19 protein-coding genes are annotated in these 19,016 nt (G+C 71.2%); 8 read left to right on the forward strand and 11 right to left on the reverse strand.

Annotated elements, in window-relative coordinates; translation table 11 throughout:
- Positions 1-11: 11 nt before the first annotated feature.
- Genes ABD378_RS33840 through ABD378_RS33850 form a run of 3 tightly spaced genes read right to left on the reverse strand, consistent with a single transcriptional unit; the run spans position 12 to position 3,245 of the window.
- Positions 12-908: a carbohydrate ABC transporter permease gene (locus tag ABD378_RS33840; protein ID WP_344527288.1), complete on the reverse strand. Its 897-nt coding sequence runs from the start codon at positions 906-908 to the stop codon at positions 12-14.
- Positions 901-1,911, reverse strand: a complete 1,011-nt coding sequence (locus ABD378_RS33845; RefSeq protein WP_344527290.1) for a carbohydrate ABC transporter permease — start codon at positions 1,909-1,911, stop codon at positions 901-903. Before ABD378_RS33845 ends, ABD378_RS33840 begins: the two co-directional genes overlap by 8 nt.
- A gap of 11 nt (positions 1,912-1,922) precedes the next feature.
- Positions 1,923-3,245 carry an ABC transporter substrate-binding protein gene (locus ABD378_RS33850; RefSeq protein WP_344527292.1) on the reverse strand — a complete coding sequence of 441 codons (1,323 nt, stop codon included), beginning with the start codon at positions 3,243-3,245 and terminating at the stop codon, positions 1,923-1,925.
- Between the two features lie 193 nt (positions 3,246-3,438).
- Between ABD378_RS33850 and ABD378_RS33855 the strand changes: the two genes are divergently transcribed.
- Complete coding sequence (locus tag ABD378_RS33855; RefSeq protein WP_344527294.1) at positions 3,439-4,731, forward strand: ROK family transcriptional regulator; 1,293 nt, start codon at positions 3,439-3,441, stop codon at positions 4,729-4,731.
- On the opposite strand, the gene ABD378_RS33860 is transcribed toward ABD378_RS33855, so the two are convergent.
- Positions 4,728-5,672: a helix-turn-helix domain-containing protein gene (locus tag ABD378_RS33860; RefSeq protein WP_344527296.1), complete on the reverse strand. Its 945-nt coding sequence runs from the start codon at positions 5,670-5,672 to the stop codon at positions 4,728-4,730. The two genes, ABD378_RS33855 and ABD378_RS33860, sit on opposite strands and share 4 nt — an antisense overlap.
- A gap of 187 nt (positions 5,673-5,859) precedes the next feature.
- Here ABD378_RS33860 and ABD378_RS33865 point away from each other — a divergent pair, with 187 nt between their 5' ends.
- The 3 genes from ABD378_RS33865 to ABD378_RS33875 are packed head-to-tail and all read left to right on the forward strand — an operon-like array spanning position 5,860 to position 9,123.
- Complete coding sequence (locus ABD378_RS33865; protein WP_344527330.1) at positions 5,860-6,837, forward strand: MBL fold metallo-hydrolase; 978 nt, start codon at positions 5,860-5,862, stop codon at positions 6,835-6,837.
- Positions 6,834-8,378 carry a carboxylesterase/lipase family protein gene (locus ABD378_RS33870; protein WP_344527298.1) on the forward strand — a complete coding sequence of 515 codons (1,545 nt, stop codon included), beginning with the start codon at positions 6,834-6,836 and terminating at the stop codon, positions 8,376-8,378. The genes ABD378_RS33865 and ABD378_RS33870 overlap by 4 nt, the downstream gene beginning before the upstream one ends.
- 55 nt (positions 8,379-8,433) lie before the next feature.
- Entirely contained in the window at positions 8,434-9,123 is a 690-nt protein-coding gene (locus ABD378_RS33875; protein WP_344527300.1) for a YoaK family protein, read from the forward strand.
- Between the two features lie 5 nt (positions 9,124-9,128).
- Here the strand turns inward: ABD378_RS33875 and ABD378_RS33880 are convergent, their stop codons facing one another.
- Positions 9,129-9,590 carry an SRPBCC domain-containing protein gene (locus ABD378_RS33880; RefSeq protein ID WP_344527302.1) on the reverse strand — a complete coding sequence of 154 codons (462 nt, stop codon included), beginning with the start codon at positions 9,588-9,590 and terminating at the stop codon, positions 9,129-9,131.
- Positions 9,591-9,614: 24 nt separating this feature from the next.
- Positions 9,615-10,298, reverse strand: a complete 684-nt coding sequence (locus tag ABD378_RS33885) for a TetR/AcrR family transcriptional regulator (RefSeq protein ID WP_344527304.1) — start codon at positions 10,296-10,298, stop codon at positions 9,615-9,617.
- Positions 10,299-10,439: 141 nt separating this feature from the next.
- On the opposite strand from ABD378_RS33885, the gene ABD378_RS33890 reads away from it, so the two are divergent.
- The gene (locus tag ABD378_RS33890; protein ID WP_344527306.1) at positions 10,440-11,366 is read left to right on the forward strand and encodes an SDR family oxidoreductase; all 927 of its coding nucleotides are present in this window, start codon (positions 10,440-10,442) and stop codon (positions 11,364-11,366) included.
- A 4-nt stretch (positions 11,367-11,370) separates the two neighbouring features.
- On the opposite strand, the gene ABD378_RS33895 is transcribed toward ABD378_RS33890, so the two are convergent.
- Entirely contained in the window at positions 11,371-11,931 is a 561-nt protein-coding gene (locus tag ABD378_RS33895; protein WP_344527308.1) for an NAD(P)H-dependent oxidoreductase, read from the reverse strand.
- Between the two features lie 135 nt (positions 11,932-12,066).
- Between ABD378_RS33895 and ABD378_RS33900 the strand changes: the two genes are divergently transcribed.
- Positions 12,067-12,720, forward strand: a complete 654-nt coding sequence (locus tag ABD378_RS33900; protein WP_344527310.1) for a TetR/AcrR family transcriptional regulator — start codon at positions 12,067-12,069, stop codon at positions 12,718-12,720.
- 13 nt (positions 12,721-12,733) lie between these two features.
- On the opposite strand, the gene ABD378_RS33905 is transcribed toward ABD378_RS33900, so the two are convergent.
- Positions 12,734-13,690 carry a GlxA family transcriptional regulator gene (locus tag ABD378_RS33905; RefSeq protein WP_425583917.1) on the reverse strand — a complete coding sequence of 319 codons (957 nt, stop codon included), beginning with the start codon at positions 13,688-13,690 and terminating at the stop codon, positions 12,734-12,736.
- A gap of 142 nt (positions 13,691-13,832) precedes the next feature.
- Between ABD378_RS33905 and ABD378_RS33910 the strand changes: the two genes are divergently transcribed.
- On the forward strand, positions 13,833-15,107 hold the full coding sequence (locus tag ABD378_RS33910) for an MFS transporter (RefSeq protein WP_344527314.1): 1,275 nt from the start codon (positions 13,833-13,835) through the stop codon (positions 15,105-15,107).
- Here the strand turns inward: ABD378_RS33910 and ABD378_RS33915 are convergent.
- The 3 genes from ABD378_RS33915 to ABD378_RS33925 all read right to left on the reverse strand — a co-directional run bounded on the left by ABD378_RS33915 (position 15,001) and on the right by ABD378_RS33925 (position 18,167).
- Positions 15,001-15,663: a M15 family metallopeptidase gene (locus ABD378_RS33915; RefSeq protein WP_344527316.1), complete on the reverse strand. Its 663-nt coding sequence runs from the start codon at positions 15,661-15,663 to the stop codon at positions 15,001-15,003. The two genes, ABD378_RS33910 and ABD378_RS33915, sit on opposite strands and share 107 nt — an antisense overlap.
- A 90-nt stretch (positions 15,664-15,753) precedes the next feature.
- Positions 15,754-16,305: a DinB family protein gene (locus ABD378_RS33920; RefSeq protein WP_344527318.1), complete on the reverse strand. Its 552-nt coding sequence runs from the start codon at positions 16,303-16,305 to the stop codon at positions 15,754-15,756.
- Between the two features lie 59 nt (positions 16,306-16,364).
- Positions 16,365-18,167: an ABC transporter ATP-binding protein gene (locus tag ABD378_RS33925; RefSeq protein ID WP_386546167.1), complete on the reverse strand. Its 1,803-nt coding sequence runs from the start codon at positions 18,165-18,167 to the stop codon at positions 16,365-16,367.
- A gap of 184 nt (positions 18,168-18,351) precedes the next feature.
- On the opposite strand from ABD378_RS33925, the gene ABD378_RS33930 reads away from it, so the two are divergent.
- Positions 18,352-19,016 (forward strand): AAA family ATPase (locus ABD378_RS33930; RefSeq protein ID WP_344527320.1); only part of this gene is annotated, 665 nt, incomplete at its 3' end.

Here is a 19,016-nt window from a genome sequence, read left to right on the forward strand (position 1 = left end):
GGAGGAGCGGGTCACTTGACGGCTCCGGCAGTGAGGCCGGCGACCAGATAGCGCTGGAGCAGGAGGAAGCCCGCGACCACCGGCACGCTCACGACCAGCGACGCTGCCATGATCTGGTTCCAGTAGACGTCGTTCTGGGTGGAGTAGCCCTGGAGGCCGATGGCGAGCGTGCGGGTGGCTTCGTTCGTCATGACGGAGGCGAAGAGCACTTCTCCCCACGCGGTCATGAACGCGTAGACGGCGACCGCGACGATGCCGGGGATCGCGGCCGGCACGACGACCCTGAAGAGCGCGCCGATGGGCCCGCAGCCGTCGACGAGCGCCGCCTCGTCCAGATCGCGCGGCACCGAGTCGAAGTACCCGATCAGCATCCAGATCGAGAAGGGCAGCGAGAAGGTCAGATAGGTGAGGATGAGCCCGCCCCGCGAGCCGAACAGGGCGATCCCCGTGGCGTTGCCGATGTTGACGTACATCAGGAACAGCGGCAGCAGGAACAGGATGCCGGGGAACATCTGGGTGGACAGGACCGTCACCGTGAAGACGCGCTTGCCGCGGAACTGGTAGCGGCTGACGGCGTAGGCCGCGAAGACGGCGATCACCACCGAACAGACGGTGGCCGCGCCCGCCACGATCAGCGAGTTCACGAAGTACTTCGCCAGCGGGACGGTGTGCCAGATGTCGATGTACGGGCGGATCGTGAGCCCGCTCGGCATCCAGCGGAACTTGCCCGACACGTCCTGAAGGGGCTTGAGCGAGCTGGACACCATCACGAACACCGGAAGGAGCACGAAGCCGGTGAGCAGCGTCAGGAAGATCCGCCGCGACCAGAGGAACGAGCGGGGCGCCGCCATCGGCGACCGGGGCTTAGCGGCCCGACGGGGGCGCGCGGCCATGCGGACGCTAGACATGCACGGACTTCCTCTCGCGTGAGGTGACCCACAGATAGACGCCCGTCACCGCGAGCAGGAACAGGAGCAGCAGGACGGACATGGCGGAACCGGTGCCGAAGTTCCAGGTGACGAACGACGATTGGTAGATGTGGATCGAGATCAGGTCCGCGGCCTCGGGCGCCGATCTGCCGAACAGGACGTAGGGCGTGTTGAAGTCGTTGAACGTCCACAGGAACAGGACGAGCACGAGGACCTGGTTGACGGAGCGCAGGGACGGCAGCGTGATGCGGCGGATCTGCTGCCACATGCCGGCGCCGTCGAGCGCGGCCGCCTCGTACATCTCCCTGGGGATGTTCTGCAGCCCGGCCATCATGATGAGGAAGGCGAACGGCCAGCCCTTCCACACCGACACGGTGAGCAGCGCGACGAAGCTGTTGTCGCCGATGAGCCAGAACGGCGCGCTGTCGGTGAGGCCCAACTGGTCGTGAAGCACGTGGTTGATGAGGCCGTTGTCACGCTGGAACATGAAGCCCCAGGTGATCACCGCCGCGTACACGGGCAGTGCGTACGGGACGAGGAAGAGCGCCCTGAGGAAGCCACGCCCCTTGAACGTCTCCTGCAGGTAGATCGCCGCGGCCGTCCCGATCAGCCAGCAGAGGCCGACCGAGAGGACCGTGAAGGCGCAGGTGACGAAGAACGAATGCAGCAGCGCCTCGCCCACCGGCGCGTCGAAGTCCACCGACACCTTGTAGTTGTCCAGGCCCGACCAGGGCGCGGCGCCCCAGTCGCGGATGAAGAACTGGGTGAGCTCCTTGAAGCTCATCAAGCCGCCGATGACGATCGGCAGCAGGTGGACGAGGAGTTCGAGCAGGAGGGCGGGGAGCAGCAGGAGGTACGGGAGGCCGATGCGGCGGAGCCGTCCGGGACGACGGCGCGGGCCGCGCTGCTTCTCCGGGGCGGTCACGGACGGCTCCTTCGCGTCCTGCACGAGGGCCGTGGTTCCAGTGGTCCCAGCAGTCATGGACGTGTCGTTCACTGCTGGGACATCTGCTGCTGAGCCTTGACCAGTTCGGCCTTCACCGATGCGGTGGTCACGTCACGGCCGGCCGCGGCGTTCGCGAAGAGGTTCTTGACGGCGGTGCCGACCGCGGTCTCGAACTGCGACTCGTTGGCCACCTGGGGCAGCGGCGCGGCGCTCTTGGCGAGGGTGTCGCGCAGGACCTTCAGCTCGGGACGGTCGAAGGCGGTGTCCTCCTGTGCGGCCTTGACGGGCGGCACGGAGCCGTAGGACGCGCAGAGGATCTTCTGTTCCGCGTCGCTCGTCATGAACTTCACGAACTTCAGCGAGCCGTCGATGTTCTTGGTGTTCTTGAAGACGGCCATGTTGATGCCGGCGACCATCGAGTTGGTGGCCCTGCCCTGGCCCGGAGTCCCGGACTCGACGGGCACGGGGGCCACACCCCACTCGTCGTCGCTCATGCCCTGCGACTTGAAGGTGGTGGCGGCGGCCTGCCACAGCACCATCGCCGTCTTGCCCTTGGAGAAGTCGCTCAGGGACTGGTTCTGCGCGTACTCGGCGTTGCCCGGGGCGACGATCTTGTCCTTCGCCATCATGTCGACGTACTGCTTCACGGCCGCGACCGCGCCGGGAGAGGTGAAGTCCGGCTTGCCGTCCGGGGTGAAGAAGTCGGCGCCGTGCTGCTTTCCGAGGGCGAAGACCTGGTGGATGTTGTTGGAGAGGTTCGCGCCCTCCGCGCCCAGGGCCCACTTGCCGCCCTTGGAGATCTTCTTGCCGTCCTCGACCAGCTCGTCCCAGGTGGCGGGCGGCTTCTCGACGCCGGCCTCCTTGAACATCTTTTTGTTGTAGTAGAGGGCGTACGCCATCGAGTACAGCGGCACCGCGGCCGGGTCCTTGTCGGGCGCCCCGGCCGAGCCGAGCGCGGACTCCACGAAGCGGTCCTTGCCGCCGATCTTCTTGAACTTCTTCTCGTCCCAGGGCAGCAGGGCCCCGCTGGCCTGCAGCGACGCGCTCCAGGTGTTGCCGATGTTCAGGACGTCGGGGCCCTGGCCCGAGGTCGTCGCGGTCAGGATCTTGGTGAGCAGGTCCGACCAGGGGATGACCTCGAGCTTGACCTTGATCCCCGTCTGCTTCTCGAACTTGGCGAGTTCGGGCTTGAGGATCTTCTTGTCCGCCTCGAGATTGGGCCCTTGGTTCGACGCCCAGTAGGTCAGCGTCTTCGGCGAGTCGTTGGACCCCGCACCACCCGTCGTCGAACCGCCGCCGCAGGCGGTCGCGGTGAGGGCGAGCGAGAGGGCGGCGGCGCCGACGGAGGCGGCGGCTCGGAATCTGCGCATGGCTCCAGGTGTCCCTTCCGGAGGGAGTCATGGGGAGGTTGGCTGGCCGGGCGCCGGGTCGAGCAGGGCGCCGCGTTCAACTCTTGAATGCCCTCATGACTTAATTTAGGACGTGAGTTAAACCGGCAGGGAAGATACCGTCAAGGGGTCACACAGAACCAACTTCGAGGCAGAGCAGGCCGGAAGGAACTACATGGCTGGGCAGCGCAACGGGCGTACGGTGCACGACCTGCGGCGGGAGAACCGTGCCGCCGTACTGCAGCGGCTGTACTTCGAGGGACCGATGAGCCGCTTCACGCTCGGCCCCGCCACCGGGCTGAGTTCAGGTTCCATCAGCAACGTCGTGGCCGATCTCGTGACGGAGGGATGGGTGGAGGAGGCGGGCAGCGTGGAGTCCGACGGCGGGCGCCCTCGTACGCTCCTTCGGGTCGCGCCGGGCCGGGGTCAGCTGATCGGCGTGGACGTCGGCGAGACCCGCGTACGCGTCGAACTCTTCGACCTCTCCCTGGCCGAACTCGCCAGGGCCGAGCGGCCGTTGACCCTCAAGGGCCATGACGTCGGCGGCATCGCGGAGCACATCCGCGACGGGATCGGCGAGGTGCTCGGCGCGGCGGGCGGCACGGCCGATGGGCTCCTCGGCGTCGGGATCGGCGTCCCCGGAATCGTCGCGCGTGACGGAGAGCTCGGCGCCGTCGTGCACGGGCAGACCATCGGCTGGAACGCGGTCCCACTGGAGTCGCTGCTGCGGGAAACCGGCCAACTCCCCGACTCCGTCCCGTACTTCATCGACAACGGGGCAAAGACACTCGGCCAGGCGGAGATGTGGTTCGGTGCCGGGCGCGGGACGCGCAACGCGGTGATGGTCCTGTTCGGCTCGGGTGTCGGCGCCTGCGTCGTCACCGAGGACGTGGAGCAGGGCCGCGCCGTCGAGTGGGGGCACCTCACCGTACGGGTGCAGGGCAGACGGTGCCGGTGCGGTGCCCTTGGCTGCCTGGAGGCGTACGCGGGTGCGGAGGCGCTGCTCGAACGGTGGCAGGAGGCGGGCGGGCGGCCGCCCGGGAACACGGACGAGGAGAGCGCACTCACCGCCATGCTCAACGCCGCCTACCCGGAGGACGGCGACGCGGCCGACCCGACGGCCCAGTTGGTTCTGGAAGAGACCGCCGAGTACCTGGGGGCGGGCCTCTCCGACCTGATCAACCTCTTCCAGCCGGAGCGGATCCTCGTCGGCGGCTGGGCCGGACTCCAGCTCGGGCAGCGCTTCCTGACCGCGGTGAAGCGCTACATCCCCACCTACGCCCTCTCCTACCCGGCGGGGCGCGTCACCATCGATCTGGGCCGCCTCGGGCCGGACGCGGTGACGGTCGGCGCGGCGACGCTGCCGCTTGCCGACTTCTTCGCGCGGGGCGGGCGGCGGGCGGCGCCGACGCGAGAGGCCGAACTGCCGGGCTGGCAGACCGCGTTGGAGGGGCGCTCGCCGTCCTAGGGCCGCGCTCCGAGGCCGCCGGGGCCACTCCCCTGGTCCGCCGTGTGGTGGGCGTGGCGATCGGCTCGCTCCCCCGAGTGGGCGGAGGCGGTGGTGGCGGCCTGGGCGAGGAGACTCACGGCCGCCCGCGACGGTGAGCCGGGCTCGGTGACGGCGAGCACCAGGTGCTGGTCCGTCACCTGGGGGAGATTGAGGCTCTGCTGCGTCACGGTGAGGGTGCCGACAAGAGGGTGACGCATCTCGTAGCTCGCGAAGTCGCAGGGGTGCACCTGGTGGCCGGTCCACATGGCGGCGAACTCCGGGCTCTTGACGGTGAGTTCACCGATGAGGGAGGTCAGCAGCGTGTCGTCGGGGTAGCGCCCTGCGACCATCCGCAGGTTCTCGACGACGGCCTTGGCCTTCGCCGTCCAGTCGGCGTACAACGCTCGGGTGTGGGGGTCCAGGAAGAGCATCCTGGCCAGGTTGGGGCGCTCGGCTGCCCGCTGGGGGCTGTCGGGGCTCACGTGCGCCGCGAACAGTGCGTGCCCAAGGCGGTTCCAGGCGAGCACGTCCGTACGACGGCCGCTGACCAGTGCCGGAACACTCTCCAGGGTGCTCAGCAGATGGAGCGTCGCGGTCCCCGCCTGCTCGGGCCGTGGCCGGCGGGCCGGGGCTCGCCTTCTGCCGGCGTCGGCGAGGTCGTGCAGATGCCGGCGTTCCGACTCGTCGAGGCACAGAGCCCCGGCGACCGCGTCCAGGATCTCCGCGGACGCTCCCACCGACTGGCCCTGTTCCAGCCTCGTGTAGTACGAGGCGCTGACCCCGGCGAGCAGTGCGAGCTCTTCCCTGCGCAGTCCTGCCACGCGCCGCCGGTCGCCGTAGTCCTTCAGGCCGACGTCGGCGGGACGCAGCTGGGAACGCCGGGCGTACAGGAAGTCGCCGAGCCTGCCTCGTTCGCTCATGGCCCCCAGTCTGCACCGGCCCGTGCGCGGCAGCCTGACCCTGTCCGGGGTAGGCAGCGGCGGGTCTGGCTGACCTGCGCGGACAGGACGACGGTGGTGATCCGAAGCCCATCCCCGGCCATGGAGCACCCCGATGGAACAGACGGAACAAACAGTGCAGACAGAGCAGACAGAGCAGACAGAGCAGCTGGGTCAGATCGAACTCGGCGACGTCACCGTCACCCGCGTCAAGGAGTACTACGGCCCCGTCGGCATGACGCCCGGCCAGTTCCTCCCCACCGTCCCCGAAGACGCCTGGCGCGAGAACTCCGCCTGGCACGCACCCGACTTCCTCGACCCACGGACCAACATCGTCAACTCCGCGGTCCAGAGCTGGCTGCTGCGCAGCGAAGGGAAGACCATCCTCGTCGACACCGGCGTCGGCAACGACAAGGAGCGTCCCTACTCCCCGGTGTGGAGCCACTTGCGCACCGACTTCCTCGCCGGCCTTGCGCGGGCGGGCGTCGCCCCCGAGGACGTCGACATCGTGATCAACACACATCTGCACGTCGACCACGTCGGCTGGAACACCCGTCTGGACGGCAGGGACTGGGTCCCCACCTTCCCGAACGCCACCTATCTGCTGCCCAAGGACGACTACGACTTCTGGAACCCCGAGAACGGCCACAAGCCGCTGCTCGGCCGCGGCAACCAGAACGTCTTCGAGGACAGCGTCGCCCCCGTGCACCGTGCGGGACAGGCGCAGCTGTGGGAAGGAGACCACCGGATCGACGCCGCCCTGCGGCTCGAAGCGGCCCCCGGGCACACCCCCGGATCCAGCGTGCTCACCCTCGCCAGTGGGACGGACCGTGCGGTCTTCGTCGGCGATCTGCTGCACAGTCCCGTCCAGCTCGTCGATCCGGACCACAACAGCTGCTTCTGCGAGGACCCCGTCGGCGCCCGCGCCACGCGCCGACGGATCCTCGGCCGGGCCGCCGACCACAACGCGCTCGTCGTGCCCGCCCACCTGGGAGGGCACGGTGCCGCCGAGGTCGAGCGCTCGGGGAGCGCGTTCGCCATCAAGGGGTGGGCCCCCTTCACGCCGTACGGGCGCGCAGAGGGGTACGAGGCCGCCGAGCGCGACGAGGGGCATGGAGCGCACGAGGGCCGGGTGACGAAGGCATGACCACCGAGCACCGCGCCGAGCACCGCACCGAGCAACGCCCCGGCACCCGCACCGTGACCACCGCACAGGGAGTGGTCGCCGGCGCCCCGCACGAAGGAATCACGGTCTTCCGCGGCATCCCGTACGCCGCACCCCCTGCCCATGCCGGACGTTTCGCCGCACCTCAGCGGCACGCCCCGTGGGACGGCGTCCGGGACGCGACCGCGGCGGGGCCGACCGCGCCGCAGGCCGCACGGAACCTGGGCGGCATCGACATGTCGCCCTACTTCGGCCCCGGTTGGGTGCCAGGCGAGGACTACCTCACTCTCGACGTATGGGCCCCCGACCCCAACCGCCGGGGGCAGGACCCGGACCAGGCCCTGCCCGTCATGGTCTTCGTGCACGGCGGAGGCTTCGTGGCGGGTTCGACCAGGGCGAGCCTGTACGACGGCGCCGCCTTCGCGCGCGACGGAGTCGTCCTGGTGACCGTCAACTACCGCCTGGGTATCGCCGGTTTCCTCGATCTTCCCGGAGCTCCGCGCAACCGTGGACTCCTCGACGTCCTCGCCGCCCTGCGCTGGGTACGGGAGAACATCGCCGCGTTCGGAGGAGATCCCGGCCGGGTCACGCTCTTCGGCCAGTCTGCCGGAGCCACCCTCACCGGCGCCGTCATCGCCGCTCCGGAGAGCAGGGGCCTCGTCCAGCGCGCCATCGTGCAGAGCGGCAGCGGTCTGGGCGCCTTCTCGCCCGAACAGGCCGCCCGGGTGACGAAGGCGGCAGCGGCAGCCCTGGGTATCGCGCCGCGCACCGACGCCTTCGACACCGTCCCCGACGCGCGTCTGGTCGAGGCCGCGGCCGCACTCGGCGGCATCGACCTGCGGACCACCAGCGCCTACGACCCGCTGATCGGCCTCAGCCCCTTCAGCGTGGTCGCGGACCGCCAGCCGGCCGATGCCGTCGCCGCCGGACTCGGCAGCGACGGCATCGATCTCCTCATCGGCACCAACGCGGAGGAAGGCAACCTCTACCTCGTCCCCTCCGGCGCCTACGCCGCCTCGACCATGGCCGACGTCCGCACCACCGCCGAACGCTCCCACCCCGAACCGGACTTGCTCCTCGCCGCCTACCGCGCGGCGTACCCCGGGGCCGCCCCCGGGCAGCTTCGCTCCGCCGTCATGGGCGACGCGCTGTTCGGCGCGGGAAGCCGGGCCCTGGCCGACGCTCACGCCGAGCGCTCCTCCGGCGCCACCTACAGCTATCTGTTCGACTGGCGCTCCAGTGCCTTCGGCGGACTGCTCGGCGCCACCCACACGGTGGAACTCCCCTTCGTCTTCGGCCTCGACCCGGCTCAACTACGCGGCCCCGACGCCCTGTTCGGCCCCGGCACCCCTCCCCGCGACCTGGCCCCCCGCATGCATGCCGCCTGGATCCGCTTCGCCCGCACCGGCGACCCCGGCTGGGCCCCGTACGACACCCGGCGCCGGGCCACCGCGGTCATCGGCAACCGCTGGACCGTTCGTGAGGACCCCGGGGGCGAGGCGCTCCGGGCGTGGGAACGGTGAGGTGAAGTCGGCGGTGCCCGGTCGGGCCGCGGCGCGTCCCTGCCGAAGAGACGGTATGAACTCACCGCTCGACCGGGCCGCCGCGCTCCTCTTCCGCGACACCGAGGACCATCACGGCGTGCTGCCTCCGCTCCTCGTCCTGTTGACCTTCGTCACGGGTCTTGTCGACGCCGTCAGCTATCTGGGCCTCGACCGTGTCTTCGTCGCCAACATGACCGGCAACGTGGTCTTCCTGGGCTTCGCGCTCGCGGGCGACGTGCAGTTGTCCGCGACGGCGTCGCTCCTCGCGGTCGCCGCCTTCGTGGCCGGAGCGTGGGCGGGCGGCCGGATCGCGCCACGGGTCGCGGAGCCGCTGCGGCTGTTCGCGCTCCTTGTCGCGGCGCACGCCGTGCTGGCGGCGGCGGCCCTGGTGCTCGAACTCACCGCAGGCCTCAGACATGTCCTGATCGTGCTGCTCGCGCTCGGCATGGGGCTGCAGAACGCCGTGGTCGGCAAGCTCGCCGTACCCGATCTGACCACCACCGTCCTCACGCGCACCCTGACCGGACTGGCCTCCGACCGGCCCGGCCCCGCGGCCGTGCGCCGGTTCGTGTCCGTCGCCGCGATGTTCGCGGGCGCGCTCGCGGGCGGACTGCTGCAGCTCCAGCACGGCACGGCCGCCGCGCTCACGCCCGCGATCGTGCTGCTCGCCGCCGTCGCGCTCACGGCGTTCCTGCGGAGCCCTGCCGAGCCGCGTGCGAGCTGATCCGCCTACCGCGTCCCCTCGACGAGCCGGGCAAGATGCGCCAACGCCATGCGCGTCCCCGTCTCGTTGTCGGCGGCAGGGATGCTGTCAGGGATCCCTTCGTGCACGACCAGGACATCGGTTCCGCCGTCCGCGTCGGTGAGCGTGGTCGTCATCGTCATGGTGCCGCCCAGCGCGGGGTCCTGGGTCTCGAATTCCAGCACTTCGACCACCTGCTCGTCCGGTACGAGCTTCGCGAAGTGGCCGTGGTACGTGTCGGTGTGCGAGGCCGACTTGCCGGTGCCGGACTGCGCGTCGTACGTCAGCGAGACGCGGAACCGCCCGCCTTCGCGGGCGTCGAAGGTGTGCACCTGTCCGCTCATGCCGTCCGGCACGCGCCAGCGGGCGATCGCGTCCGCGTCCACAAGCGCCTGGTAGACGGCCGTACGCGGGGCGTTCACGTGCCCGGACACCTGTGTCGAGTACATGGGACCAATCTAGGCGCGGGCTGCTCAGCGCGCGGCCCGTGCGAGCAGCCCGCTGAGCAGCACTTCGAGCGCCTCGCGGACGACCGCGGTGAAGTCGAGCCGCAGCGCGGCCAGTTCGGGATCGGCCTCGTACGCGGCCAGCATCGCGGCGGACGGCTGCGAGTGCGTCCAGACGCCGCCCGTCACCATGACCGCGTAGGTGGCGAACCGTATTCCGTCGTCCTCGGTGAGCTCCGGCAGGTGCGCGCGCACGAGTCCGACCAGTACGCCGACGTTCGCCATGGCGGCTCGCTTGTACTCCGCTGCGATCTCCGGGGAGACATTGCGTTCGAGGACCGCGGCCTGCGCGCTGACCAGGTCGCACAGGACGGGGTGTGCCGCCAGGGACGTCGCGAGCGTGGCGGCCAGCCGGTCGCCACGCTCGGTGGGTGACGCGGCGGCGTCGACCGCGGCGGACAGTTCGCCGTCCAGTTCCCGAAGCCACTCCCCCAGCTCTACGTCGAGCAGTTCGAGCAGCACGGCCTCGCGGGACTCGAAGTAGCGCAGCACGTTCGACTTCGCAAGGCCGACGCGACGGCTCAGCTCGTTGAGGCTCAGCTGGGCGACCGGCATCTCGGTCAGCATCGTGGCCGCGGTGTCCAGGATCGCCTGTCTGCGTACGGCGCGCTGTTCCTCGCTGCGGGCTCGCCGGAAGGGCGTTTCTGTCATGACCAGAGTCTACAGACCCCCGGTCTGTTGTTATCGGACCGGCGGTCTGCTAGCTTCGAACACAAGAGACCGGTGGTCCGATATCGCCGTTCGGTGTCGGCTCTCGCTGCCCTCCCCGTCGCATCCCTTCAAGGAGTCACCATGTACGCCGTTCCCGATCAGACCGGCACGCTCGCCGTCGTCACCGGCGCGAACAGCGGCACCGGCAAGGAAACCTCCCGCCGACTCGCCGGTGCCGGAGCGCATGTCGTGATGGCCGTGCGCACGGTCGCCAAGGGCGAGCAGGCCCGCGCCGAGATCCTCACCGAGCACCCGCAGGCGCGCATCGACGTGCGCCGGGTGGACCTCGCGGACCTGTCGTCGGTCGAGGAGTTCGCCGACGGCCTCATCGCTGACGCAGCGCCCCTCGACCTGCTGGTCAACAACGCCGGAGTGATGGCGCCGCCCACCCGCATGACCACGGCCGACGGCTTCGAGCTGCAACTCGGCAGCAACTTCCTCGGCCCCTTCGCGCTGACCCTGCGCCTGCTCCCCCTGCTGCTGGCCGCGAAGGCGCCGCGCGTGACCACCATGAGCAGCGGCATGGCCGACTACGGCCGGATCCGCTTCGACGACCTCCAGTGGGAGCGCCGCCGCTACAGCCCCTACCGCTCGTACGCACAGTCCAAGCTCGCCGACCTGATGCTGGCCCGGCAGTTGGCCACCGTCGCGGCCGAGCGCGGCTGGAACCTCCTGAGCACCGCCGCCCACCCCGGGTACACCCGCACCAACCTCCAGACGGCGGGCGCGAGTCTCGGCCGCGACAAGCCGAGGTCCGCCCCGCTCACCTCGCTGCCCCTGCTGCCCTCGCAGGGGGTCGAGCAGGGCACGGAGCCCTTGCTGTACGCGGCGACGAGCCCCGACGCCGCCGCCGGTGGCTACTACGGTCCGGGCGGCCGCTTCGGCCTCGTCGGCCCCACCACCACCGCACGGGTGACCAAGCGGGCCCTGGACACCGCGGCCAACGCCCGCCTGTGGCACGAGGCTGAACTCCTCACCGGGGTCGCCCTGCCCGCGCCCGTCGTCTGACGGGTCAGGCAGCGGCGGGCGTGGCCTGCTCGGTGAGGCGGGCGACGACCTCGGTGAGGGCCGTGGCGACCTCGGTGTCGTCGGCCGGGTGGATCTCGGCGAAGCGCGTCAGGGAGGCGGGGATGGAGAGCTTGGCGTCCTCGATGACCGCGCCGCCCGCGATGCCCGCGGCCTTGCGGGCCTCGTCCTGCGCCCACACGCCGCCGTACTGGCCGAACGCGGTGCCGACCACGGCGACCGGCTTGCCGGAGATCGCACCGGCGCCGTACGGACGGGACAGCCAGTCGATCGCGTTCTTGAGGACGGCGGGCATGGTGCCGTTGTACTCGGGCGAGAAGAGGAGGAAGGCGTCGACGGCGCCGGCCACCTCGCGCAGGCGGGCCGCGGCGGCCGGGACGCTGCCCTCGACGTCGATGTCCTCGTTGTAGAAGGGCACGTCCGCAAGGCCCTCGAACAGCTCGACGTCCACACCGGTGGGCGCGTGCTTGGCGGCGGCCTCGGCGAGCTGGCGGTTGTGGGAGCCGGCGCGGAGGCTGCCGACGAGGGAGAGGATGCGTACAGACATGGCGGAACTCCTGAAAGAAGTGCGGACAGAACTCATCAACGAAGTACGAAATCAAGCGGACCGGGGTCCGTTTAAAGTTGTACCACCTATTCGGACCACGGTCCACTTAGCTGCTCGGAGCGCTACGCTGGATCCATGACCGGCTCCGCTTCCCCGCCCTTCCCCTCGCCCGACGCCCCGGGCGGGGCGACCGAGCTCGCCCTCACCCCGGTCGGCGAGCCGCCGTCGCTCAGGGCCGACGCGGCGCGCAACCGCACGCGTCTGCTGGAGGCCGCATCGCGGCTGATGGCCGGGTGCGGGGCCGCGCACCTGACCATGGACGCGGTGGCCGCGGCGGCGGGCGTCGGCAAGGGAACCGTGTTCCGGCGCTTCGGCGACCGCACCGGCCTCCTCGTCGCCCTGCTCGACCACCGCGAGCAGCAGCTCCAGGCCGCCTTCCTCTCTGGCCCGGCCCCGCTGGGCCCCGACGCCCCGCCCCTGGAGCGCCTGCACGCGTTCGGTCCCGCCCTCATCCGCCACGAACGCGACCACCACGAGCTGATCCTGTCCTCCCGGACCGATCCGCTGCGCACCTACGCCGTCCCGGCGAACCGGCTGCGCCTCACGCACGTCACGATGCTGCTGCGCCAGGCGGGCGTTGAGGGCGACGCCGAACTCCTCGCGCACGCCCTGCTCGGCTCCATCGACAGCGTCCTGGTCCACCATCTGACCGTCGAGCTCGGCATGCCGCTCGACCGCGTGGACGCCGGGTGGCACGACCTCGTCAGCCGACTGCTGCCCGCCCGCTAGCCTCCGCGCGACGTCAGCCGGGCGTGCCGCGATAGGTACGCCGGTAGGCGGCGGGAGTCGTGCCGAGCGAACGGTGGAAATGCTGGCGCAAGCCGTCTCCCGTGCCCAGACCGGCGCGTTCGGCGACGGTGTCGACGGGCAGGTCGGTGGTCTCGAGCAGCGCGCGGGCGTGGGTGACCCGCTGCTGGTTGAGCCACTTCAGAGGGGTGGTGCCCACCTCACGGGCGAAGTGGCGCTCGAAGGTGCGTACGCTCATGCCCGCGCGGGCGGCGAGCTCGGCGACGGGCAGCGGCTCGTGCAGCCGGGCAAGGGCCCAGTCGAGCACCGGGGCCAGACCGGCGGAGGCCGCGGCGGACTGCCCCACCCGCGCCGTGGGCCGGGCGTACTGGGCCTGATCGCCTTCCCGGTGCGGGGCCACCACCATCCGGCGGCCCACCTCCGCGGCAGCGGCCGCGCCGTGGTCGCCGCGCACGATGTGCAGGCACAGATCGAGCGCGGCCGCCGTGCCCGCGCTGGTCAGGATGGATCCGTCGTCGATGTAGAGGGCATGGTCGTCGACCCTGACACCGGGGTGACGGCGGCGCAGTTCGGCGGCGTACATCCAGTGGGTCGCCACCTCCCGGCCATCGAGGAGCCCGGCCGCCGCCAGCACGAACGCGCCCGAGCACAGCGAAGCGATCCGGGCCCCACGGGCATGTGCCGCGCGCAGCGCGTCGAGGAGCGCGGGAGGAGGTTCGTAGCCGTCCATCACACAGGCCGGGACGATCACCAAGTCGGCCGAGTCCAGGGCCTCCAGGCCGTGCGAACTCTCCAGCCGCAACCCGCCCACCGCGTGGTGCGCGCCCGGCACGGTCTGGCACAGCACCAGCTCGTACCCCGGGGAGGGGATTTCCCCTCGCTCCTGGCCGAACACCGCGCACGGCACGGCCAGTTCGAAGAGCGAGGACGGCGAGAGCAAGGTGACGGCCACACGCACCGGACGCTGGGAAGGCATGTCGTAAATCTAGCGCTCCCTGACGTTTACGTCACTGGTCCGACGTCGCCGCAGGCCACAGGCTCAGTACTGCCGGTGCACACGACGACCGCCGGCACATGAGCGGAAGGCGGCAGACGTGGGACGAGAAGAACGGGCGGCTGGCGCGCCCGGGCAGTGGCAGGTGAGCGTGGCGGGGATGGCGGCGGTCGGCGTCACCTTCGGCTTCGCGCGCTACGGCTACGGACTGTTCCTCCCCGAGTTCCGGCGCGCCTTCGACCTCCCGGTCTCGCTGGTCGGCCTGATCGCGAGCGCGAGCTACCTCGGATACGTCATCGCCCTGCTGTCGGTCGGCGTACTCGTCACGCGGCTCGGGCCACGCCCCTTGGTCGTCATCGGCGGCCTGTCCGCGGCCGGTGGCATGGGCCTGGTGGCCTGCGCCGGCGGGCCGGTCACGCTGACCACCGGCCTCGTCCTGGCCGGCACGAGCCCGGGCTGGGTGTGGGCGCCCTACTCCGACGCGGTCGACCGCGTGCTCGCGCCGCACCTGCGGGAGCGGGCGATGGGCGCCATCGCCACCGGCACGGCCTTCGCGGTCACCGTGGCCGGACCTCTGGCACTGGTCGCCCAGGGGCCGCGCTGGCGCCACGCCTGGCTGGCCTTCACCGCCGCCGCGCTCCTGGCCACGCTGTACAACGCCCGCGTCCTGCCCGGCGGAGCCCGCGGCGCCGAGCGGAATCCCCCCGCCCCGGGGCATTCCCCCACGCACCGGCCCGGCCTCGGCCGTTTCACGCGCGCCGCGGCCATCCCCCTCTACGCGACCGCCCTGTCCTACGGCCTGGTCGGCGCCGTCTACTGGGCGTTCGCCGTCGAGGCGGTCTCCGAGCACGCGGGCGCCGGTTCCGACATCGTCGCGCCGCTGTTCTGGACGCTGATGGGGCTTTCGGGCACCGCCGGCGTCCTGACGGGGCACGCCATCTCCCGGTACGGGCTGCGCCGGGTGCACCGGGGGATCTTCATCGGGCTCGGCGGAGCCGCGGGGCTGCTGGCCGTCGCCGGGCTGCCTGGCATGGCCCTGCCCGGCGCCATGCTCTCCGCTCTCCTCTACGGACCGTGCTTCATGGCCGGTTCAGGTCTCCTGGCGGTGTGGAGCTACCGCGTCTTCCCGGACCTGCCGACCCCGGGCTTCACCGCCACCGTCCTCTTCCTCGGCCTGGGCACCGTGACCGGTCCGGCACTTCTCGGAGCCCTGGCCAAACACCACGGCCTCCCGGCCGTCTTCACCGCGACCGCTCTCGTCGCGGCGCTCACCACCCTGATTCAGCCTTCCCGTAGAGGGCGTGCGGCGCGCCCGTCGCCAGGGCCCAGTAGCGGTCGCCGTAGGACCAATGCCACCACTCGGTCGGGTAGTTGACCAGGCCCGCGTCCCGCAGGGCCGTGCCGAGTATCTCGCGGTTCCTGCGGGCCCCGGGCGTGATGTTGCCGGCGTCGGTGTAGCAGGCGCCCTCGCTCTCCTCCGGGGAGGCGTTCATCCGTGTGCCCAGGTCGAGTTCGCGGCCGTCGGCGTCGGCGAGGGTGAGGTCCACGGCGGAGCCCGCGCTGTGCGGGGCTATCTCCGGAGGGGAGACGTAGCGGCTGGCCGCCGCGTGGAGGCGCTCGGCGGGCCACGTGGGGTGGATGGCCCTGAGCTGACCCTCGTACTCCTCGAAATAGCCGCGCTGCAGCCACGGCGGGCGGTAGCCCTCGACGAACAGCAGGCGCAGTCCGTCGGGCAGCAGCGTCTGGGCGTGCAGGAGGCGCTCCAGGACGCCTTCGCGCAGCCGGACGAAGGCGTCCTCGGTGTCCTGGGCGCGGGTGTCGACCAGGAGCGTGCCACCGTGGCGTACATCCACGAGGCGCTCCCCGCACTCCTGGACCGGCACGGCGGCCACCTTCGGGTCGGACATCAGCGTGATCTCACTCGTACTCATGGAGAGATCATCGCCGTTGCCGCCCGGCGAGCGCCTCCCAGGTACGAGGTCGTTCATGGCGGTCGTGAGGGCGGTCCCGCACGTACACCGCTACACGCCGATCGCGCCGTCGATCCGCTCGCGGAGCAGGTCGGCGTGGCCGTTGTGCCGGGCGTACTCCTCGATCATGTGGATCAGCACCCAGCGCAGCGACACCGTTCCGCGCCACCCGTCGTCGCCCTCGACGTCGAGATCGGGAGCTTCGGCGACAAAGCGGTCGGCGAACGCCGCTTCGGCACGCCAGGCCTCCCAGGCGGCGGCGATGACGGCCGGGTCGGGCACGGCGCCGTCGAAGTCCTGGTCGGGGTCGACGTCAGAGCCGAAGAGGAGCGGCACGTCCTGACCGGCCAGCACACGGCGGAACCAGCGGCGCTCCACATCGGCGATGTGCCGGACGATGCCGAGCAGCGAGAGCGTGGAGGGCCTGACGGACCGCAGGGCCAACTCGCCCTCCAGGCCCGCGCACTTCAGCTCGAGCGTGGCCCGCTGGGCCGCGAGGAAGTCGGCGAGCATGAGGCGCTCCTCGCCGGTGGTGCGTGCGCCCAGCCGGCCGTCCCGTTCTTCGTCGACGAACAGTTCCGCTCGTCTGCGTCCGCTGGTCATGCCCGCCATCCAACCCTGAGTGTCACGCCGGGGCCAGCCGATATCGGTGGCCCGGGCGATCATGCCGGCGTCGCGAGGAACTGCGTCGCCGCCAGCTCCCCGTAGAGGGGATCGGCCGCCACCAACTCGTCATGGGTGCCGGACGCGCGGACCCGCCCCGCGTCCATCACCACGATCCGGTCGGCCAGCGTCACGGTCGAAAGGCGGTGCGCCACGACGAGGACCGTCACCTCCTGTGAGACCTCGGCGACGACGTCCCGCAGGGCCAGTTCGTTCACCGCGTCGAGCTGCGAGGTCGCCTCGTCGAGGAGCAGTAGGCGTGGCTTGCGCAGCAGCGCCCTGGCGATCGCCACGCGTTGGCGTTCGCCGCCGGACAACTGGGAGCCACGGTGTCCGACCAGCGTCTCCAGACCGTCCGGCAGCCGGTCGACGAGCGTGTCCAGTCGGGCGCGTACGAGTACGTCCTGGATCTCGTCGCCGGTCGCGCCGGGCGCCCCGAAGAGGAGGTTCTCGCGCAGGGTGCCGGCGAGGACGGGCGCGTCCTGCTCCACGTATCCGATGACGGAACGGAGTTCGGCGAGCGGCCACTCGTGCACGTCGCGGCCATCGACGAGGACGCGGCCGCCCGTCGCGTCGTAGAAGCGCTCAAGCAGGCCGAAGACCGTGGTCTTGCCCGCGCCCGAGGGGCCGACGAAGGCGGTCATGCCGGGGCCCGGGATGTCGAAGCTCACGCCGTGATGGACGTACGGAAGGCCCTCCCGGTAGCGGAAGGTCACGTCCTCGAAGGCGACGGCGGCGGGGCCGGTCCGCTCCGGCCGCCGGTCGGGCTCGGTGACGTCCTCCGTCTCCAGGCGTTCGGCCCGCACGATCCGCGCGATGGCCGCCGAGCCGACCTGGTACTGCGAGACGCCCTCGACGAGACGGGACACGGGGTCGATCAAGTAGAAGAGGAAGAGCAGGAACGCCACGAGCGTCGAGACCGAGATGGCGCCGGACGCTACGCGCGCGCCGCCGATGCCGAGGACGGCCAGGAACGAGACCTGCACGGCGAAGCCCACCGAACTCCAGGCCACCGCCTGCCACTTGGCGGAGCGCACGCCGTGCCGCCAGGCCTCCTGCGCGGCGGCCTGCACGGCGGCGGTCTCGCGCGCCTCGGCGCCCGAGGCCTTGAGCGTGCGGAACGCACCGAACGCCCGCTCGAGCGCGGTAGATATGGTGCCGACCGCCTCCTGGGCCCGCTCCGTCGACTGTGCGATCTTGGGCATCACCAGGGCCACGGCGCCGCCGATGAGCACGATCACGCCGAGTGTGACGCTGAGCAGGACGACGTCCATGAGGCCCATCATCACGATCGTCGCGATGAAGGTCAGTCCGCCCGCGACGGCGGACACCACGGATTGCGTGGTGACCGCGCGCAGCAGTGTCGTGTCCGAGGTGATCCGGGACATCAGGTCGCCGGGCTGGGTGCGCTCCACCTCCGGCACGCGCAGTCTCAGGAGTCGCCCGATCAGGGTGCGCCGGGCCGCGAGGACCACGGACTCGGCGGTGCGTTCGAGGACGTACGCGCCGACGGACTCGATGGCGGTGCCGATCACCACGAGCGCGGTGAGCAGGAGGATGATCCCGGCGATCGAGTCGTCGCTGCCGAGCCGGTCCACCAGGGCTTTCGCGGCGAGCGGCTGGGCGAGGCCGGTGGCCGCGCCGATCAGCGTGCACAGGGCGCCGAGCGCGACGACCCAGCGGTGCGGGCGGAAGTAGCGGTACAGCGCCCGCCAGGTCTCGGCGGCTGAGAGCCGCTCCTGCGCGGGTCTCTGCGCTGTCGGCCTCTCGTGGGCCGGTTGCTCCGGCTCTTTCTTGGTCACGTCAGGCAGGACGCCGGTGACGGCTGATCTACCTGACTGGCCGCCGGGCCCTTCGCCCCGTAACCCAGATCGGGACACGGAGTTAGAGGATCTGTCGAATTCGATGCAGTGACGATTCTGCACGGCGAGTGTGGTGGGGCGGGCGGCAGGGCTCGCGGCGTGGAAGGGCCCGAGCGTGAAGGGGATGGCAGGGCGAGTGCGTGTGCGCGGGGGTGGTCTGATGGGCCGGGCCGATGAGCTGTCACGGCTCCGCCGCCTGCTGGCCCAGAGCAGGCTGGTGACGGTGGTCGGCGGTGCGGGCGTCGGCAAGAGCACCCTCGCGGCGCATGCCGCGGCGGCGGTGGGCAGCCAGCTGACGGACGGCGTGGTGGTCGTGCGGTGGTGGGACGGCGGTCCGGCGCGGGGGCAGTCGATGGCGCGGGCGGTGATCGAGGCCATGGACGGGGAAGTGGGCGGGGGCGAGCAGGAGCAGGACCCGCTCGCGGCCGGGAACGAGCAGGGCGCCCGTGAGCAGGGTGCATATGAGCAGGACGCCTGTGAGCAGGGCGGTTTCGGCGAGCGGGAGCTCATGTCACGGCTCAGGTCGCGCCGGGTGCTCGTGGTTCTCGACGACTTCGATCCCGTACGCGATGAGTGCGTGCGCCTGGTGCAGTCGTTGCTGCAGCGCGCGCCGGGCGTCCGCGTACTCGCCACCGGGCGTCAACCACTGGGCCTCGGCCAGGAGTTGGTGCTGCGCCTCGGACCGCTCCCGGTCGGCGCGCCGGGGGCGGACGAGGAACCGGGGCCGGCGGTACGGCTGTTCATGGAGCGGGCGCGCGGCGTCCGGCACGGGGCGGCTGCCGAGCCGCT

Origin of the sequence: Streptomyces rectiviolaceus (assembly GCF_039533825.1) — a bacterium.
In the GTDB taxonomy this organism is placed as follows: domain Bacteria; phylum Actinomycetota; class Actinomycetes; order Streptomycetales; family Streptomycetaceae; genus Streptomyces; species Streptomyces rectiviolaceus.

What these genes read in the sequence shown, in the direction of transcription:
- ABD378_RS33840 (WP_344527288.1), bottom strand. Translation starts at nt 908, where the DNA reads ATGTCTAGCGTCCGCATGGCCGCGCGCCCCCGTCGGGCCGCTAAGCCC.
- ABD378_RS33885 (WP_344527304.1), bottom strand. Translation starts at nt 10,298, where the DNA reads ATGACAGAAACGCCCTTCCGGCGAGCCCGCAGCGAGGAACAGCGCGCC.
- ABD378_RS33855 (WP_344527294.1), top strand. Translation starts at nt 3,439, where the DNA reads ATGGCTGGGCAGCGCAACGGGCGTACGGTGCACGACCTGCGGCGGGAG.
- ABD378_RS33880 (WP_344527302.1), bottom strand. Translation starts at nt 9,590, where the DNA reads ATGTACTCGACACAGGTGTCCGGGCACGTGAACGCCCCGCGTACGGCC.
- ABD378_RS33875 (WP_344527300.1), top strand. Translation starts at nt 8,434, where the DNA reads ATGAACTCACCGCTCGACCGGGCCGCCGCGCTCCTCTTCCGCGACACC.
- ABD378_RS33870 (WP_344527298.1), top strand. Translation starts at nt 6,834, where the DNA reads ATGACCACCGAGCACCGCGCCGAGCACCGCACCGAGCAACGCCCCGGC.
- ABD378_RS33890 (WP_344527306.1), top strand. Translation starts at nt 10,440, where the DNA reads ATGTACGCCGTTCCCGATCAGACCGGCACGCTCGCCGTCGTCACCGGC.
- ABD378_RS33850 (WP_344527292.1), bottom strand. Translation starts at nt 3,245, where the DNA reads ATGCGCAGATTCCGAGCCGCCGCCTCCGTCGGCGCCGCCGCCCTCTCG.
- ABD378_RS33895 (WP_344527308.1), bottom strand. Translation starts at nt 11,931, where the DNA reads ATGTCTGTACGCATCCTCTCCCTCGTCGGCAGCCTCCGCGCCGGCTCC.
- ABD378_RS33900 (WP_344527310.1), top strand. Translation starts at nt 12,067, where the DNA reads ATGACCGGCTCCGCTTCCCCGCCCTTCCCCTCGCCCGACGCCCCGGGC.
- ABD378_RS33920 (WP_344527318.1), bottom strand. Translation starts at nt 16,305, where the DNA reads ATGACCAGCGGACGCAGACGAGCGGAACTGTTCGTCGACGAAGAACGG.
- ABD378_RS33845 (WP_344527290.1), bottom strand. Translation starts at nt 1,911, where the DNA reads ATGACTGCTGGGACCACTGGAACCACGGCCCTCGTGCAGGACGCGAAG.
- ABD378_RS33860 (WP_344527296.1), bottom strand. Translation starts at nt 5,672, where the DNA reads ATGAGCGAACGAGGCAGGCTCGGCGACTTCCTGTACGCCCGGCGTTCC.
- ABD378_RS33915 (WP_344527316.1), bottom strand. Translation starts at nt 15,663, where the DNA reads ATGAGTACGAGTGAGATCACGCTGATGTCCGACCCGAAGGTGGCCGCC.